Below are 16,435 nucleotides of genomic sequence, written 5' to 3'. Positions count from 1 at the left end.
ATGACATTGAACCCAGCCGACACCGCCTTCATCGACACCCTGCGCGCGCAATTGCCCGATGATGTGCTGCGCGACCCCGAGCAGCGCTACCTCGAAGAGCCGCGCGGCCGCTACGCAGGGCAGGGGGGCGTCTTGGCCCTGCCGCGTAGCACCGAAGAGGTCGCCACCCTGATCCGCGCCGCCCATGCCGCCCGCGTGCCGGTCGTGCCCTATGGCGGCGGCACAGGCCTTGTCGGCGGCCAGATCAGCAGCGATGGCCCAGCACCCCTGATCCTCTCCCTCGAACGCATGAGCCGCATCCGGGCTGTCCTGCGCGAAGAGAATGTATTGGTCGCCGAAGCGGGCACGATCCTCGCCGATGTCCAAACCGCCGCCGAAGAGGCAAGCCGACTCTTCCCCCTGTCCCTCGCCGCCGAAGGGACCGCGCGCATCGGCGGCACGCTTTCGACCAACGCAGGCGGCACCGGCGTGCTGCGCTACGGCAATGCGCGCGACCTCTGCCTTGGCCTCGAAGCCGTCCTGCCTGACGGCCAAATCTGGCACGGCCTCACCCGCCTACGCAAAAACAACACCGGCTACGATCTGCGCAACCTGCTGATCGGCGCGGAAGGCACGCTCGGCGTGATCACGGCCGCGGCCCTCAAACTCTACGCGCGCCCCGCCCGCAGCGGCACCGCGCTCATGGTGGTCGAGAGCCCCGCCGCGGCATTGGCGCTCCTCTCCCTTGCGCGCGACCACTTGGGCGAAATGATCAGCGCCTTCGAATTGATGCACCGAAGAGGTTTCGATTTCCTTAACGAAACCCTGCCCAACATCCGCCAACCCTTCGCCGAAACCCCGCAATGGTGCGTCCTGATCGACATCGGCACCCCCGGAGAGATCGACACCGACGCCGCCCTAGAGACGCTCTTCGCCGCCGCCCTCGACGCGGGCCTCGTCTCCGACGGCCTCATCGCGCAAAACGCCCAACAGGCCCAAGACTTCTGGACGATCCGCGAAACCATCCCCGAGGCCAACCGCCTGATTGGCTCGGTCTCCAGCCACGACATCTCGGTGCCTCTCGGCGCGATCCCCGGGTTCATCACCCGCGCCACCGATGCGCTCTCGGCTCTCAGCGACTTCCGCATCAACTGTTTCGGCCATGTCGGGGACGGTAACCTGCACTACAATGTCTTCCCCGCAAAGGGCAAAAGCCGCGCCGATTACGAAGGCCAACGCGACGCGGTGAAACGTCTGGTCCATGACCTCGTCCATGAGCTCGGCGGCTCGTTCAGCGCGGAACATGGCGTGGGCCGCATCAAGGTCGACGACCTCGAACGCTACGGCGACCCCGCCAAACTCACCGCCATGCGCGCCATCAAAACGGCGCTCGACCCCCAAGGCATCATGAACCCCGGCGCCGTCCTAAGGGCCTAAAGCCCGTCGAAAGCGCAGAGCGCATGCACCTCTTTGCCAAGCGCTTCCAAACGCTTGCGCCCGCCCAATTCAGGCAGATCGATGATAAAGGCGCAGGAGACGATCTCGCCGCCCAAACGCTCGATCAGCTTGATCCCGGCCTCCGCCGTGCCGCCGGTGGCCAAAAGGTCGTCCACAACCAAAACCTTCTCACCCGGTTTGATCGCATCGTCATGCAGCTCGACGATGGCCTCGCCATATTCAAGCTTATAGTCCTGACTGATCACCGTGCCGGGCAGTTTGCCCTTCTTGCGGATCGGCACGAAACCCACGCTCAGCTGATGCGCAATCGCGCCGCCCAGAATAAAGCCGCGCGCCTCCAGCCCCACGACCTTATCAATCGCAATCCCCGCATAGGGGTGCAGCATCTGGTCGATCGCCATGCGAAACCCGCGCGGATCGGCAAAAAGCGTTGTCACGTCACGAAACATGATCCCCTCATGGGGGAAATCTACGATCGTGCGAATATAGTCCTGAACCTGTTTCATGCCGCCCTTCCGCGTGTTAGACCGGACCCGTCTTAGCGCAACGCGCCGCCCGGGCGAACCCCCCATCTGCGCGCGCCGCACAACATCCGAAAAGGGGCGCCAAACCCCCTCCTTCATCCTTTCTTAAATACCTTCCGCCCTCCGCCAAGCAAAGCCGCCGCCTGCGGTCAAAGCATCCGCCCCGCCACCGCATCCAGCTTGGCCAGCAGTTCAGGATCGCGCGCATCCGGCTGGGTCAGGATCGCAAATTCCAGCGCCCGGTCACAGCCATGGGGGCAGGGCGCGCGCTCGGCCCCCAGAAGCGCGGGCAGGCGCGAGACCATGGCGCGGCCCTTGTCGGCGTTGCCCATCAGCGTGGCGATGATCTGGGTCACATCCACCTCGCCGTGCTCCGGATGCCAGCTGTCGTAATCGGTGATCATCGCGACGCTGGCATAGCAAAGCTCCGCCTCGCGGGCGAGTTTCGCCTCGGGCATATTGGTCATGCCGATCACGTCCGCCCCCCAGCTGTCGCGGTACATCTTGGATTCAGCGAGCGTCGAGAATTGCGGCCCCTCCATCGCCAGATAGGTGCCGCCCCGGTGCACGTTGATGCCCGCGTCTCGTGCGGCGGTTTCGCAGGCGTCCCCCAAGCGCGGACAGGTGGGATGGGCGACCGAGACATGGGCCACACAGCCGGGGCCGAAGAAGCTCTTTTCCCGGGCCATGGTGCGGTCGATGAATTGGTCGACGATCACGAAGTCGCCCGGGGCCATCTCCTCGCGGAACGACCCGCAGGCCGAGACGCTGACCACATCCGTGCAGCCCAGCCGTTTCAGCGCGTCGATATTCGCGCGGTAGGGGACAGAGGTCGGCGTATGCACATGCCCGCGGCCATGGCGCGGCAGAAAGACCATGGCGACCCCATCCAGCGTCCCGGTCAGCACCTGATCCGAGGGCGCGCCCCATGGGGTTTCCACCGTGACCCAATCGGCATCCTGAAGCCCGTCGATGTCGTAAATGCCGGAGCCGCCGATCACGGCGATTTTCGTATCTGTCATGAGGGGTAAGCCTGTGCTTTGGATGGTTGCCGGTAAGGGTCAAAGAACCTCATAGAATGCCCCGCGGATCAAGTGTTTTTGCCGGGAGGCGAAACACGACTGCGTCAGGGGGAAGGGGGCGAGGGTGTTTTTGCATTGCAGCAACTCCCATCGCCTCGCCGCCAAGACGCTTTTCTTTGCAGGGAAATTCCTCTAGGTGCAGCCAAAAGCGCCCCGCATCCGCGGGCACGACGCTATACCCGTTTTCCGAAAGTCAAAGGACGCCCCCATGCGCGCCACGCTGCACAATTTCGCCAAGAACCTCGATGTGACCGATCTGCGGTGGATGCCGGATGACGGTTTCTCTGTCGGGCGGCTGCGGATCGAACTGCTGTCGGGGCTGACCGTGGCGCTGGCGCTGGTGCCCGAGGCGGTGGCCTTTGCCTTCGTCGCCGGGGTGCACCCGTTGGTCGGCCTCTACGCCGCCTTTCTTGTGGGTCTCATCACCGCGCTGATCGGCGGGCGGCCCGGGATGATCTCGGGCGCCACGGGCGCTTTGGCTGTCGTCATGGTGGCTTTGGTTTCGCAACACGGGGTCGAATACCTCTTTGCCACCGTCGTGTTGATGGGGCTGTTGCAAATTTTTGCGGGCGTCATGCAATGGGGCAAGTTCATCCGGCTGGTGCCGCATCCGGTGATGCTGGGCTTTGTCAACGGTCTGGCGATCGTGATTTTCCTCGCTCAGATGAGCCAGTTCAAAGTGCCCGGCACCATGGTCGACACCGGCCATGGCGTGGGCGGTGGTGAATGGCTTTCGGGCCAGCCGCTTTACCTGATGCTGGCGCTGGTGGCGGCGACCATGGCGATCATCTGGATCACCCCGCGCATTACCAAGGTGATCCCCGCGCCGCTTGCGGGCATCGGCGTGATTGCTGCTTTGGTGATCGGTTTCGGCCTCGACGTGCCGCGGGTGGGCGATTTGGCGTCGATCCAAGGTGGCTTGCCAAGCTTGCATATCCCCATGGTGCCGCTGACTTGGGAGACTTTCGAGATCATCCTGCCTTACGCCGTCATCCTCGCCGCCATCGGCCTGATCGAAAGCCTGCTGACCCTGAACCTCGTTGGGGATCTCACCGGCAAGCGCGGCGGCGCGAGCCAAGAATGTATCGCCCAAGGTGTGGCCAATACGGTTACCGGTTTCTTCGGCGGCATGGGCGGCTGTGCGATGATCGGCCAGTCGATGATCAACGTGAAATCCGGCGGGCGCACCCGTGTCGCCGGGATCGCAGCGGCGGTGTTTTTGCTGCTCTTCATCCTCGTCGGCTCTTCGGTGATTGAGCTTATTCCGCTGGCCGCTCTGGTGGGCGTGATGTTCATGGTGGTGATCGGCACCTTCGCGTGGAACTCCCTCACCATCCTGCGCAAAGTGCCGCTGATCGACGCTTTCGTCATCATTCTGGTGACCGTGGTGACCGTGATGGAAGACCTCGCCGTGGCGGTGGTCGTGGGCGTGATCGTCTCGGCGCTGGCCTATGCGTGGAACAACGCGCGCCGCATCCACGCGACCACGCGCGAGTCGGTGACCGAGAAGGGCGCCAAGGTCTATGAAGTCCACGGGCCGCTGTTCTTCGGCTCCTCCGACGGCTTTGCCGAGCTTTTCGACGTGGAGAACGACCCGCAGGTGGTGATCGTCGATTTCGCCGACAGCCGCGTGGTGGACCAATCCGCCCTGCAGGCGATCGAAGCGATGGCCGCGAAATACGAGGCTGCGGGCAAACGTCTGCAACTGCGCCATCTCAGCCGGGATTGTCACCGTCTGCTGAACAAGGCGGGGCATCTGATGGTCGATAGCGATGACGACCCCGATTATGAATTGGCGGTTGATTACGATGTGCGCACCGGGGTTCTAGGCGGGCATTGAATGGAAAACCCGGCGCCGAAAGGTGCCGGGTTTTTTGTTTCTGGTCGAGTTTGCCACCGGCCCGGAATCAAGCCGCAGGCGCCGGGCCATCGCCTGCCCGCCCGTCACGCCAAAGGCGTGCCGTATTATTCTGAGCGCACCTTCGGTGCGACCGGGTAGGCGATCCGGCGAGGCGAGGCGCGACACTGAGAAGGCACATCACGGCTGAGCAATAAAGTGGCCCGTGCCGAGCGTTGGATCGCCGACCCGCGGGCAGGCGCTGGCCCTCATCAATCATCAGGCCGCTTCAACTCGAACACATCCCGCACCACTGTGTAATCGCGGTACCCCAAACGCGACAGCGGCTGGAACCGGGTCACGTCGAACCGCCCATCGACCACGCAATCGTCGCGCATATGCACGCCCACGACTTCGCCGAAGACCGCGAAATTCGCCTCGCCCGGCAGTTGCACGATCTGGGTCAGCTTGCACTCGAGGCTCGCGGGCGCATTCGCCACCCGCGCGCAGGCGATCTGCTCGCATTCGGCCTTGTCGATTCCGGCACGGGCAAACTCGTCCTCGCCATGGGGCAGGGTGGCGGAACTCACGTTCATCACGTCACGCGCCGCATATTCCACCACGTTTACGCAGAACACCCCGGTCTCGCGGATATTGGCCACGGAATCCTTGGTGCCCTCTACATCTTCCTTGGCGCTGGTCGAGGCGAACATCACTTGCGGCGGCACATAGGCCACGGCATTGAAAAAGGAATAGGGCGCGAGGTTGTCTCGACCCGCGCCATCACGGGTGGAGATCCAGCCGATCGGGCGGGGGCTGATGATGGCATTAAAGGGGTTGTGCGGCAGACCATGGCCGTCTTCGGGACGATAGAACATGTACACTCCTTTGGTTTGCACCCATGGCTAGCCTCATGCTACGTCCAGCGCCACCCGCAATTGCTCCTGAAAGCCTCCGGCCTTGCATCAGACGCCCTACAAGATGACCCCGGAGGTGGCCGCCGACCATTGGGAGGTCGAAGCGCTCTATGACACCTGTTTCGCGCCGGGGCGCGAGGCGCTCTCGTCCTACCGGCTGCGCGATGGCGTGCCGCCGGTGGCGGGGCTGAGCCATGTGGCACGCGACAGCGGGGGAATTCTGGCCGGGGCGATCCGCTATTGGCCCGTGCGCATCGGCACGGCGACGGCGCTGTTGCTGGGCCCGGTGGCGGTGCACCCCACAAGGCAGGGCGAAGGGCTGGGCGCGGCGCTGATCGAAACCTCACTGGCGCAGGCGGCCCCGCTGGGCTGGGAGCGGGTGATGCTGGTGGGCGACGCGCCTTACTACAACCGCTTCGGCTTTACCCTGTTGCAGGGTGTCGAGATGCCGCCGCCGACGAACCCCGCGCGCATCTTGGGCCGCGCCCTGGCCGAGGGGGCTTGGGCCGGGGTGACGGGCAAGGTTCGCCGCTGGCACGATTGATTTTACCCCGCCCGCGACCCACATTGAGCCTAAGCTCAAAGGGGACGCCCATGCAGATCGAAAGCAACCTGCCCAGCACCATTGATGTCGATGCCCGGCTGGATGAGATCGCCCGCCGCTACAAACAGGCCGGCGGTGTGGGCATCCATGTCCTTAACCTCATCGGCGGCAGCGCGGATGGGTTGATCGACCGTCTGCCGGGGGCGGTGCGCCGCAACCTAGAAGGGGCGACGATGAAGACGCTTGGCCATGCCATGCAGGCCGCCCATTCCAGCCGCAGCTATGTGAAAGATCAGCAGGGCTGGCTGAACCAAGCGGTCTCGACCGCAATGGGCGCGGCAGGCGGGGCCGGGGGGCTGCCGACCGCCTTGGCGGAACTGCCGGTGACCACAACGCTGCTGTTGCGGGTCATTCAAGGGGTGGCGGCGGAACATGGGTTCGATCCCTCGGCGGAGAATGTGCAATTCGACTGCGTGCATGTCTTTACCGCTGCCGGGCCGCTGGCGGATGACGATAGCGCCGATCTGGGGTTTCTCACCGTGCGCATGGCGCTCACGGGCCGCGCGATGAACGCGGTGATCGCCCGCGTGGCGCCGCGTCTGGCGCTGGTCATGGGGCAAAAGCTTGCCGCGCAGGCGGTGCCGGTGTTGGGCGCGGTGGCGGGGGCGGCGACGAACTATGCCTATACCAGCTATTACCAAGACATGGCCCATGTGCATTTCGGCCTGCGCAAACTGGCGATTGAGGCGGATATTCCGCAAGAGGAGCTGGTCGCCCGCCTCCGAAAGAAAATGGGCAGGACGCCGCCCAAACTATGATCAGCGCCCGATGCTTCCCGGGGCCACTGTGGTGGCCTTGAGGATGGCATAGCAGCCCATGCCCTCGCGCAGATCAAGGTCGCGGACCGCCCGGGCCGTCACCCGCGCCAAAAGGCGGTCTCCGCCAGCGTTGAGCGCGATGGCCGCACCCGGCCCGTCGCCCGGATACACGGCCTCGACCCGGACGGGCAGGATGTTGACCGAAGACAGCCCCTCGGGCCGCGCGCGCGACAGGATCACATCCTGCGCCAAGACCCGCAGCCGCACCCGCGCGCCGACTGGCGCTTGCACGCCGGGAAGCTCCAACTGTCCCGCCCGCACGGCGAGGGTCGAAAGCCCATCTTCGGCATGAGCGATGACATCGGCCTCCAGCACCGCGCCCGCTTCGCGCACGCCGAGCAGCGGCACGGCTGCCGGGTCGGCCATCACGTCGAACAGCGCGCCCTGGGCCTTCAGCCGCCCGTTTTGCAGCAGCACCAAGCGATCGGCGAGGCGGGCAATTTCATCCACCGCATGGCTGACGTAGAGGATCGGCAGGCCCAACCCCCCGTCGCGCAGCCGTTCGAGATAGGGCAGGATCTCTTGCTTGCGCGGCCCATCGAGGCTGGCCAGCGGTTCATCCATCAGCAACATGCGCGGATGGCACAGCAGCGCCCGGCCAAGGGCGACGCGCTGTTTTTCTCCGCCCGAAAGCGTTGCCGGGGCACGGTCGAGCAGGGGCGATAGCCCCAGCAGCGCCACGACATCCGCAAAACCCGCGCCTTGGCTGCCGCGGGGCGCATAGCGCGCGCCGAAGGTCAGGTTGCCGCGCACGTCCAAATGGGGGAAAAGCCGCGCGTCTTGAAAGACATAGCCCAGCCTGCGGCGATGCGGTGGCACCCAGATGCCGCGCCGCGTATCCAAAAGCACCTCACCGTCCAGCACCACGCGCCCGACATCGGGGCGCAGCAATCCGGCAAGCGCATTGATCACCGTCGTCTTGCCCGCGCCGGAGCGGCCAAAGAGCGCGGTGATCCCGCCTTGGGTGGTGAAAGACAGGTCCAGATCGAAGCCGTCGAACCCATGGCGTAGCGTGACCTCAAGCATCAGCGCGCCCCCGAAATGCGTTTGGCGACCCGCCGTGCCAAGGCTTCGGACAACAACACGGCGGCCAGTGCCACCAGCCCGGCCAGTCCGGCCATGGCCAGCGCACGGTTCTCACCGCCCGGCACCTGCAAGGCCGTCCAGATCGCGCTTGGCAGGGTTTGAGTCTGGCCGGGGATATTGGCAACAAAGGTGATCGTGGCGCCGAATTCGCCCATCGCCTTGGCAAAGCCCATCACCGCCCCGGCGAGGATGCCGGGAAAGATCAGCGGCAGGGTGACGCGGCAAAATACGCTCAGGCGCGGCGCGCCCAAGGTGGCGGCGGCGTCTTCGATCCGGGGGTCGACCGCTTCGATGGCCAGCCGCATGGCGCGGACCATCAGCGGGAAGCCCATGATCAGCGCGGCCAGCACCGCGCCCGTCCAGTGAAAGGCAAGACCGATGCCGAGGCTCTCCAACAGACGGCCCAAAGGGGCGTTGCGGCCAAAGCCGAGCAGCAGCAGGTACCCCGTCACCACCGGCGGCAGCACCAGCGGCAGGTGGACCAGCGCGCTCAACACGCCTTTGCCGCGAAACTCCTTCCGGGCGAGGATCCACGCCACCCAAAGCGCCAGCGGCAGGGAACAGAGCATCGCCACGCTGGCCACCCGCAGCGACAGCGACAGCGCGGCCCAAGCGGCGGCGTCAAGACCCATGATCGGCCCGAAGAAACCCGTGGTCCACAAGGATTGCCTGCGCCGCCTCGGTGGTCAGGAAATCGACCAGCGCCTTGCCCTCGGGCGTCAACGCCGCGGCTGGATAGGTGATCGGGGCATGGGCCTCGGCGGGCACCTCATAGACGGTCTGCACCTCCGGCTCGGCCTGCGCGTCACTGGCGTAGACCACGCCAAGCGGCGCATCGCCCCGCGCGACCAAGGCCAGTGCGGCGCGGACATTGTCGGTCTCGGCCAAGCGGCTTTGCAGCCGCTGCCAAAGCCCCGCATGGGTGAGCCATGCACGGGCATAGCTGCCTGCGGGGACGGCATCGCGTTGTCCCATGGCAAGCCGCCCTTCGGCGCCGAGCCGGGCGGGCAGCTCGGCGGGATCGGCAAGTGGGGCGCTGTCGGCGGGGGCAATGACAACGAGCCGGTTGCGGGCGATGATCTGCGCAGTTTCGGCCCCTGCCACGCCTTTGTCCGCGAGCCATGTCATCCAGTCGCTATTGGCAAGCACGACCACATCGGCGGGCGCCCCGGAGGCCACCTGCCGCGCCATCGTCCCCGACCCGCCGTAAGACAGCACCACCGGCGCGGGGAAACCGGCCGCTACCTCCTCCAAAGCGCCGCGCAGGCTGGCGGCGGCAAAGACCGTCACGGGGGCCTCGGCCCGAAGGGGCAGGGCAAGACTGCAAAGCACTGTCAGGATAGCGGAAAATCTTATCATTTCGGTAGTATCTTTGATGCGATGAAAGGGGGCAAGGGGATATGGCCAGACGGGGAACGCCGCGCTAGGGTCACGGGGAAACAACCTGCCAAGGGGCGCGGCTGCAGCGGATGGTGAAACAGGCTCCGATATCCTTGAACGGCGGACAGAAGGATGAGCTGCGCATTCAATTCGCGGCGCTTTGCTGGCGTCGCAAACGGGGCAAGTTGCAAATTCTGCTGATCACCTCGCGCGGGAGCAAACGTTGGATCATTCCCAAGGGCTGGCCGATGGAGGGCAAAACCCCCGCCGCTTCGGCCTTGGTCGAAGCCTGGGAGGAAGGCGGCGTCGTGGGGCAGGCGCGGGGGCAATGTCTGGGCGTCTACAGCTATGCCAAAACGGGCGAGGACGGGACCTTGCCCTGTCTGGCGATGCTCTATCCGGTGAAGGTCAAGGCACTGGCCAAACAGTTCCCCGAGAAGGGGCAGCGCAAGCGGATGTGGTGTTCGCGCCGCAAGGCCGCCCGGCTGGTGGAGGCCCCCGATCTGGCGCGGCTGATCCGTGATTTCGATCCGCGCAGCGGTGGTTTGGCGGGCTGACCGCGCGGCGTGGCGACGCGCGCCGCGCGCGCGGCTGTCTTGACCTCTTTCGCGCCGCAGCCCATTTAAAGCAGAGAGTTTGAGGACCGGGCGAATGATCCGTTATGCACTGAAATGCGAGGCCGGGCATGGTTTCGAGAGTTGGTTCCAATCCGCGGCTGCCTTTGACAGCCTCGCCCGTGCGGGCCATCTGAACTGTGCGGTTTGCGGCTCGACGGAGGTAAGCAAATCGCTGATGGCCCCGCGGGTGACCTCAGGCAACAGCGCTCCGGCTGCGCCGGACGCGTCGGAAAAACCGCAATCTGCCAAGACACCCGCCTCGGCCCTGTCCAATCCGGCAAGTGACGTGGAAAAGGCGCTGACCGCTCTGCGCAAAAAGGTCGAATCCACCTCCGATTACGTGGGTAAGAATTTCGTGGCCGAGGCGCGGGATATGCACGCAGGGCGTACCCCCGAACGCCCGATCTATGGCGAGGCGCGGTTGGATCAGGCGCGGGAATTGGTGGCGGAGGGCGTGCCCTTGATGCCGCTGCCGTTCAAACCAAAACGCCAACTTTCCTAAAGGCCCGCTGTCAAAAAGGATCGCCCATGACCATCGTTATCACAGGCGCCAGCCGCGGCATCGGCGCGGCGCTGGCCCGCCAGTATAAAGACGCGGGCGAAGAGGTGATCGGCACCGCACGCGACGCAGGCGCGCAGGCCGTGCTGGACGTGACCGACCCGGCAAGCCACGCGGCTTTCGCGGCCAGCCTGCAAGACCGCCCGCTGGAGCTGCTGATCTGCAACGCGGGGGTCTATCTGGACAAGGGCGATGACTTGGACACCGGCTTTGGCCCTGACCTCTGGGCGCAGAGCTTTGCGACCAATGTGACCGGGGTGTTCCTCACCGTGCAGTCCCTTTTGCCAAACCTGCGCGCGGCGCAGGGGGCGAAAATCGCGATCGTCGCCTCACAGATGGGGTCGCAAACGCGGGCGCCGGGGGGCAGCTATATCTACCGCGCCTCCAAGGCAGCGGCGATCAATCTGGGGCGCAATCTGGCGGTTGATTTGAAGTCCGAGGGCATCGCGGTGGGCATTTACCACCCCGGCTGGGTGCGCACCGATATGGGCGGCGATCAGGGCGAGATCAGCGTCGCGGAGTCCGCACAGGGCCTCGTCGGGCGGATCGCCGCGCTGGACCTCACCCTGACGGGTTGTTTCGAGACATGGGATGGCCGCGCGCATCCATTCTAGCCGGCGCTCTATAACGTCATGTTAAATAGGCTTGCCCTTGCCGTGCCGTGGGCTTAGACCGCGCTGGACTGTTGCGCGGGGGACAATATGCCTGTTCTGGTTATGAAATTCGGTGGGACTTCGGTTGCCACTTTGGACCGTATCCGCCGCGCGGCAAAGCGCGTCGGCGTCGAGGTGGCCAAGGGCTATGACGTGATCGTCATCGTATCCGCCATGTCGGGAGAGACGAACAAGCTGGTCGGTTTCGTCAATGAGACTTCGCCGCTTTATGATGCGCGCGAATATGACGCCATCGTGTCGAGCGGGGAGAATGTCACCGCGGGCCTGATGGCGCTGACTTTGCAGGAAATGGACGTGCCCGCGCGGTCTTGGCAGGGCTGGCAGGTGCCGGTGCGCACCACCGATGCCCATTCCGCCGCCCGGATCGAAGAGATCCCCACCGACAACATCACCGCCAAGTTCGGCGAGGGCATGAAGGTGGCCGTGGTCGCAGGTTTCCAAGGCATCAGTCCGCAAGGCCGGATCACCACGCTGGGCCGGGGCGGATCGGACACGACCGCCGTCGCCTTTGCCGCCGCTTTCGATGCGGAGCGCTGCGATATCTATACCGACGTCGATGGTGTCTACACCACCGACCCGCGGGTCGAATCCAAGGCCCGCAAACTTGACAAGATTTCCTTTGAAGAGATGCTTGAACTGGCCTCTCTCGGGGCGAAGGTTTTGCAGACCCGTTCGGTTGAACTGGCGATGCGCTACAAGGTCAAACTGCGGGTGCTGAGCAGTTTCGAAGAACAATCTGACGATGCCGGGACGCTCGTCTGCGATGAGGAGGAAATCATGGAAAGCAATGTGGTGGCCGGGGTCGCGTTTTCCCGTGATGAGGCAAAGATGACCTTGGTGTCCGTGGCGGACCGCCCCGGCATCGCCGCGACGATCTTTACCGCGCTCAGCGAGGGCGGCGTGAATGTCGATATGATCGTTCAGAACATTTCCGAAGAGGGGCGCACCGATATGACGTGGTCCTGCCCCGTCGATCAGGTGATCCGCGCTGAAAAGGCGATGGAAAAGGCCCATGACGAAGGGATCATCAACTATCAGGAGTTGATCGCCGACAAGGCCGTGGCCAAGGTTTCCGTGGTGGGGATCGGCATGCGCAGCCACACCGGCGTGGCCGCCAAGATGTTCAAGGTGCTTTCGGACGAGGGGATCAACATCAAGGTGATCACCACCTCCGAGATCAAGATCAGCGTGTTGATCGACCGCAAGTATATGGAATTGGCCGTGCAAGCGCTGCACGATGCTTTCGAGCTCGATAAAGCGGCCTAAGCACCTGCGAAGAAATGGCTTTTACGCAAGGTGACCCCTTGCGTAAAACTGCAGCATCCCGCCGATATGCTGGCCGAGGATGTAGGGTATGGCGCGAATAGCATTTCTATCCTTGCGCGAGTGCGCTAAACCTCTGCTCCAGAGGGACAGGGACCGGAGCACATGGCCGAACGGGTTGAAACAGAAAGCCGCAAGCTGCTGGGGCGGCTGCGTGATGCGATGGCCAGCGATGTGGCGGGCCAAGCGCGGCTGGACAAGATCACCCAGTTGATCGCCAATTCCATGGGCTGCGAAGTCTGCTCGATCTATCTGTTCCGCGACGAAGACACGCTTGAGCTTTGTGCCACCGAAGGCCTGAACGAAGCGGCGGTGCATGAAACGCGCATGAAACTGGGCGAAGGTCTGGTCGGTCGGGTCGCCAAGAGGCGCACGGTCATCAACACGCCCGATGCGCCCCAAGCCGCCGGTTTCCGCTTCATGCCCGAGACGGGGGAGGAGATTTATTCCTCCTTCCTTGGGGTGCCGGTGCAACGTCTGGGGGAAACGCTGGGCGTCTTGGTGGTGCAGTCCAAAGTCGCGCGGGAGTTCTCCGCCGATGAGGTCTATGCGCTTGAGGTCGTGGCGATGGTGCTGGCCGAAATGGCCGAGCTTGGCGCCTTTGTCGGCGAGGGGGCTGCGATGTCGGCCCGGCATAGCCAGCCGGTGCTGCTGCGCGGCACCGTGGGGCAGGAGGGTGTGGCCGAGGGGCACGTCTGGCTGCATGAGCCGCGGGTGGTGGTCTCCAACCCCATTGCCGACGATCCTGAACGTGAGACGGAGCGGCTGACCGAAGCGGTCGAGCAATTGCGGCTCAGCGTTGACCAATTGTTAAGCCTTACCGCCGACAAAGAGCAGCAGAAGGTGCTCGAAGCCTACCGCATGTTCGCCAATTCCAAAGGCTGGATGCGGCGCATGGTGGAGGATATTCAAAGCGGGCTGAGTGCTGAGGCCGCGGTCGAGAAAGAGCAATCCATGGCCCGCGCCCGTCTGGGGCAGGTCAATGATGCCTATCTGCGCGAGCGGTTGTCGGATCTGGATGATCTGTCGAACCGCTTGCTGCGCAATCTGACGGGGCAGGGCAGCGATACCGGGGCCGAGATGCCGGTCGATCCGATCCTCGTGGCGCGCAACATCGGCCCGGCGGAACTGCTGGATTACGGGCGGTCGCTGCGCGGTATCGTGTTAGAGGGCGGCTCGGTCGGCTCTCACGCCGCTGTCGTCGCGCGGGCGCTGGCGATTCCGCTGATCGTCCATGCCAGCCGCGTGACCAATGACGCGCTGAACGGCGATCACATCATGGTCGATGGTGAGCAGGGCGTGGTGCATCTGCGGCCCGACTATACCGTGGCCACGGCCTTTCGCGACAAGATCGCGATGCAAGCAGCGGCGCAGGAACGCTATGCCTCGATCCGCGATAAACCGGCTGAGACGAAATGCGGGCGGATCATCAGCCTACAGATGAACGCAGGTCTGATGGCCGATCTGCCCTCGCTCGAAGGGTCGGGGGCCGAAGGGGTGGGGCTCTTCCGCACTGAATTGCAGTTTCTGGTGCGCAACCAGATGCCCCGCCGGACCGAGCTTGCCGCGCTTTACGCCCGTGTGCTCGACGCCGCCCATGGCCGCCGCGTGGTCTTCCGCACGCTCGACATCGGGTCGGACAAGGTGCTGCCCTATATGAAGCCCCATGATGAGCCGAACCCGGCTTTGGGCTGGCGGGCGATCCGGGTGGGGCTGGACAAGCCCGGTGTCATGCGGATGCAGTTGCAGGCCCTGATCCGTGCCGCCGCGGGCCGCCCGCTGGCGGTGATGTTCCCCTTTATCGCCCAGTTCGAGGAATTCCGCGCCGCCCGCGCGGAGGTCGACAAGGCGATGGAGCGTGAGCGTATTCTGGGCCATGTCCTGCCCGAAAAGCTGGAGGTCGGCGCCATGCTGGAGACCCCCAGCCTCGCCTTTGCCCCAAAGAAATTCTTTGAAGAGGTCGAGTTCCTGTCGATCGGGGGCAATGACCTAAAGCAGTTCTTCTTTGCCGCCGACCGTGAGAATGAGCGGGTGCGGCGGCGCTATGACACGCTGAACGTCTCCTTCCTGACCTTCCTTGAGGGCATCGTAGAACGCTGCGCCGAAACAGATACTGCGCTGTCTTTCTGCGGGGAGGATGCGGGCCGCCCGGTTGAGGCGCTGTGTTTCGCGGCCATCGGGCTCAAGACCCTGTCGATGCGCCCGGCGTCGATCGGGCCGGTCAAAAGCCTGCTGCGGCGCTGCAATCTCGACGACGTGCGCGCGGTCATCCATGCCGCACGAGAGCAGGGCGAGATGTCGGTCAGGGGCGCGGTGATGGACTACGTCCGCCAGCAGCACCAGCACTAAGCGCTGCGGCTATCTGCCGTGATAATCCCGAAACCAAGCGACGAAACGCGCGATGCCTTCGTGAATGTCGGTCTGTGGGCGGTAGCCGGTGAGCCTATGTAGCAGAGTCGCATCGGCCCATGTGGCGGGGGCGTCACCCATCTGCATCCCCATGTAGTTGCGGACCGCCCGTTTGCCGAGCGCGGCTTCGATCGCCTCGACGAAATCCAGCAGGCGCACCTTTTCGGAATTGCCGATATTCACCACACGGTAGGGGGCCGCGGGAGAGAGCGAATCCCAGTCCGGCGGCGGTGGCGCCGTGCCCGGTTGCGGCGGAACGCAATCCATCAGCAGGCGGATGGCGCGCACCAGATCGTCGACGCAGGTGAAATCGCGGTACATCTCGCCGTGGTTGTATATATCGATCGGGCGGCCATCGAGGATCGCTTCGACGAATTTACTCAAGGCAAGGTCGGGCCGCCCCCAAGGCCCGTAGACGGTGAAAAACCGAAACATCGTCGTCGGCAGACCCCAGAGATGGGCATAGGCATGGGCCATCCCCTCATTCGCCTTTTTCGTGGCGGCGTAGATCGACAGGGGCCGGTCGGTGGCCCCGGTCTCGGCGAAAGGCATATCGGTATTGGCCCCGTAGATTGACGAGGAGGAGGCCATGAGCAGGTGTTTCACCTCCAACCGACGCGCGGCTTCCATCACGTTGAAGGTGCCGGTGATATTCGCCTCCAGAAAGGCGCGGGGGTGGTCGATGCTGTGGCGCACGCCAGCCTGTGCGGCAAGGTGCACGATCATGTCGGGGGCAAAGTCATCGACCAGCGCGTCAAAGGTCTCGCGGTCCTCCAGCAGGGCTTCTTTCGTGGTGAAATGCTCATGCTGAAGCAGCATCGCGTGGCGGCGTTGTTTCAGGGCGACATCGTAGTAATCGGTCATCCCATCATAGCCCTGCACCCGTGCGCCTTCGGCCAGCAACAGCCGGGCAAGGTGAAAGCCGATGAAACCGCCCGTGCCGGTGACAAGTATCCTTTGCGTGCTGTCCATTCTGGCATCCTCGCTTTGCGCGGCTTGAGTTGCCTTTCCCATCGTCCTGGTGAAGGTTGGGCCGTGAATGCTAAAAATTTGGTTAAATTTGGGCCGGGAACTGCAAAGCACTGTCAGGCGGGCCAAAATCAAGTCGCGGCACGACGAAACGCTTCGCGGGCAGGGCGCGCGAAGGACCATCACAGGGAAAGCGGCC

General features: G+C 64.3%; 16 protein-coding genes. 9 read left to right on the top strand and 7 right to left on the bottom strand.

What is annotated here, in order from left to right:
• The gene (locus ACGYK7_RS07170) at window positions 1-1,416 is read left to right on the top strand and encodes an FAD-binding oxidoreductase (RefSeq protein ID WP_394400365.1); all 1,416 of its coding nucleotides are present in this window, start codon (window positions 1-3) and stop codon (window positions 1,414-1,416) included.
• On the opposite strand, the gene ACGYK7_RS07165 is transcribed toward ACGYK7_RS07170, so the two are convergent.
• Window positions 1,413-1,943 (bottom strand): adenine phosphoribosyltransferase, encoded by a 531-nt coding sequence (locus ACGYK7_RS07165; RefSeq protein ID WP_394400363.1) that lies wholly within the window; start codon window positions 1,941-1,943, stop codon window positions 1,413-1,415. The genes ACGYK7_RS07170 and ACGYK7_RS07165 overlap by 4 nt on opposite strands.
• A 167-nt stretch (window positions 1,944-2,110) precedes the next feature.
• Window positions 2,111-2,983, bottom strand: coding sequence for an S-methyl-5'-thioadenosine phosphorylase (locus ACGYK7_RS07160; RefSeq protein ID WP_394400361.1), 873 nt, complete (start codon window positions 2,981-2,983; stop codon window positions 2,111-2,113).
• 268 nt (window positions 2,984-3,251) lie between these two features.
• On the opposite strand from ACGYK7_RS07160, the gene ACGYK7_RS07155 reads away from it, so the two are divergent.
• Window positions 3,252-4,883 carry a SulP family inorganic anion transporter gene (locus ACGYK7_RS07155; protein ID WP_394400359.1) on the top strand — a complete coding sequence of 544 codons (1,632 nt, stop codon included), beginning with the start codon at window positions 3,252-3,254 and terminating at the stop codon, window positions 4,881-4,883.
• A gap of 269 nt (window positions 4,884-5,152) precedes the next feature.
• Here ACGYK7_RS07155 and ACGYK7_RS07150 read toward each other — a convergent pair whose 3' ends face one another.
• The gene (locus ACGYK7_RS07150; protein WP_394400357.1) at window positions 5,153-5,758 is read right to left on the bottom strand and encodes a flavin reductase family protein; all 606 of its coding nucleotides are present in this window, start codon (window positions 5,756-5,758) and stop codon (window positions 5,153-5,155) included.
• A 103-nt stretch (window positions 5,759-5,861) separates the two neighbouring features.
• On the opposite strand from ACGYK7_RS07150, the gene ACGYK7_RS07145 reads away from it, so the two are divergent.
• Together ACGYK7_RS07145 and ACGYK7_RS07140 are read left to right on the top strand one after the other, a co-directional pair.
• Entirely contained in the window at window positions 5,862-6,341 is a 480-nt protein-coding gene (locus ACGYK7_RS07145) for a GNAT family N-acetyltransferase (RefSeq protein WP_394400412.1), read from the top strand.
• Window positions 6,342-6,391: 50 nt separating this feature from the next.
• Entirely contained in the window at window positions 6,392-7,159 is a 768-nt protein-coding gene (locus ACGYK7_RS07140) for an EcsC family protein (protein ID WP_394400355.1), read from the top strand.
• Here the strand turns inward: ACGYK7_RS07140 and modC are convergent, their stop codons facing one another.
• The 3 genes from modC to modA are packed head-to-tail and all read right to left on the bottom strand — an operon-like array spanning window position 7,160 to window position 9,664.
• Complete coding sequence (modC, locus tag ACGYK7_RS07135) at window positions 7,160-8,245, bottom strand: molybdenum ABC transporter ATP-binding protein (RefSeq protein ID WP_394400353.1); 1,086 nt, start codon at window positions 8,243-8,245, stop codon at window positions 7,160-7,162.
• Complete coding sequence (gene modB, locus ACGYK7_RS07130; RefSeq protein ID WP_394400351.1) at window positions 8,245-8,937, bottom strand: molybdate ABC transporter permease subunit; 693 nt, start codon at window positions 8,935-8,937, stop codon at window positions 8,245-8,247. The genes modC and modB overlap by 1 nt, the downstream gene beginning before the upstream one ends.
• The gene (gene modA, locus ACGYK7_RS07125) at window positions 8,927-9,664 is read right to left on the bottom strand and encodes a molybdate ABC transporter substrate-binding protein (RefSeq protein WP_394400349.1); all 738 of its coding nucleotides are present in this window, start codon (window positions 9,662-9,664) and stop codon (window positions 8,927-8,929) included. Before modA ends, modB begins: the two co-directional genes overlap by 11 nt.
• 110 nt (window positions 9,665-9,774) lie before the next feature.
• Here modA and ACGYK7_RS07120 point away from each other — a divergent pair, with 110 nt between their 5' ends.
• The 5 genes from ACGYK7_RS07120 (at window position 9,775) to ptsP (ending at window position 15,207) form a co-directional block, all read left to right on the top strand.
• On the top strand, window positions 9,775-10,242 hold the full coding sequence (locus ACGYK7_RS07120; RefSeq protein ID WP_394400347.1) for an NUDIX hydrolase: 468 nt from the start codon (window positions 9,775-9,777) through the stop codon (window positions 10,240-10,242).
• A gap of 94 nt (window positions 10,243-10,336) precedes the next feature.
• Window positions 10,337-10,804 (top strand): DUF1178 family protein, encoded by a 468-nt coding sequence (locus tag ACGYK7_RS07115; RefSeq protein ID WP_394400345.1) that lies wholly within the window; start codon window positions 10,337-10,339, stop codon window positions 10,802-10,804.
• Between the two features lie 26 nt (window positions 10,805-10,830).
• Window positions 10,831-11,475 carry an SDR family NAD(P)-dependent oxidoreductase gene (locus ACGYK7_RS07110; protein ID WP_394400343.1) on the top strand — a complete coding sequence of 215 codons (645 nt, stop codon included), beginning with the start codon at window positions 10,831-10,833 and terminating at the stop codon, window positions 11,473-11,475.
• A gap of 87 nt (window positions 11,476-11,562) precedes the next feature.
• On the top strand, window positions 11,563-12,801 hold the full coding sequence (locus tag ACGYK7_RS07105; RefSeq protein WP_394400341.1) for an aspartate kinase: 1,239 nt from the start codon (window positions 11,563-11,565) through the stop codon (window positions 12,799-12,801).
• Between the two features lie 162 nt (window positions 12,802-12,963).
• Window positions 12,964-15,207: a phosphoenolpyruvate--protein phosphotransferase gene (gene ptsP, locus ACGYK7_RS07100; protein WP_394400339.1), complete on the top strand. Its 2,244-nt coding sequence runs from the start codon at window positions 12,964-12,966 to the stop codon at window positions 15,205-15,207.
• Between the two features lie 9 nt (window positions 15,208-15,216).
• Here the strand turns inward: ptsP and ACGYK7_RS07095 are convergent, their stop codons facing one another.
• Window positions 15,217-16,239 carry an NAD-dependent epimerase/dehydratase family protein gene (locus ACGYK7_RS07095; protein ID WP_394400337.1) on the bottom strand — a complete coding sequence of 341 codons (1,023 nt, stop codon included), beginning with the start codon at window positions 16,237-16,239 and terminating at the stop codon, window positions 15,217-15,219.
• Window positions 16,240-16,435 lie beyond the last annotated feature (196 nt).

Source organism: Sulfitobacter sp. 1A15299, assembly GCF_043556915.1.
In the GTDB taxonomy this organism is placed as follows: Bacteria; Pseudomonadota; Alphaproteobacteria; order Rhodobacterales; family Rhodobacteraceae; genus Sulfitobacter.
Note: the sequence above shows the minus strand (reverse complement) of the source record. Positions and strands in the feature narration are given on the sequence as shown.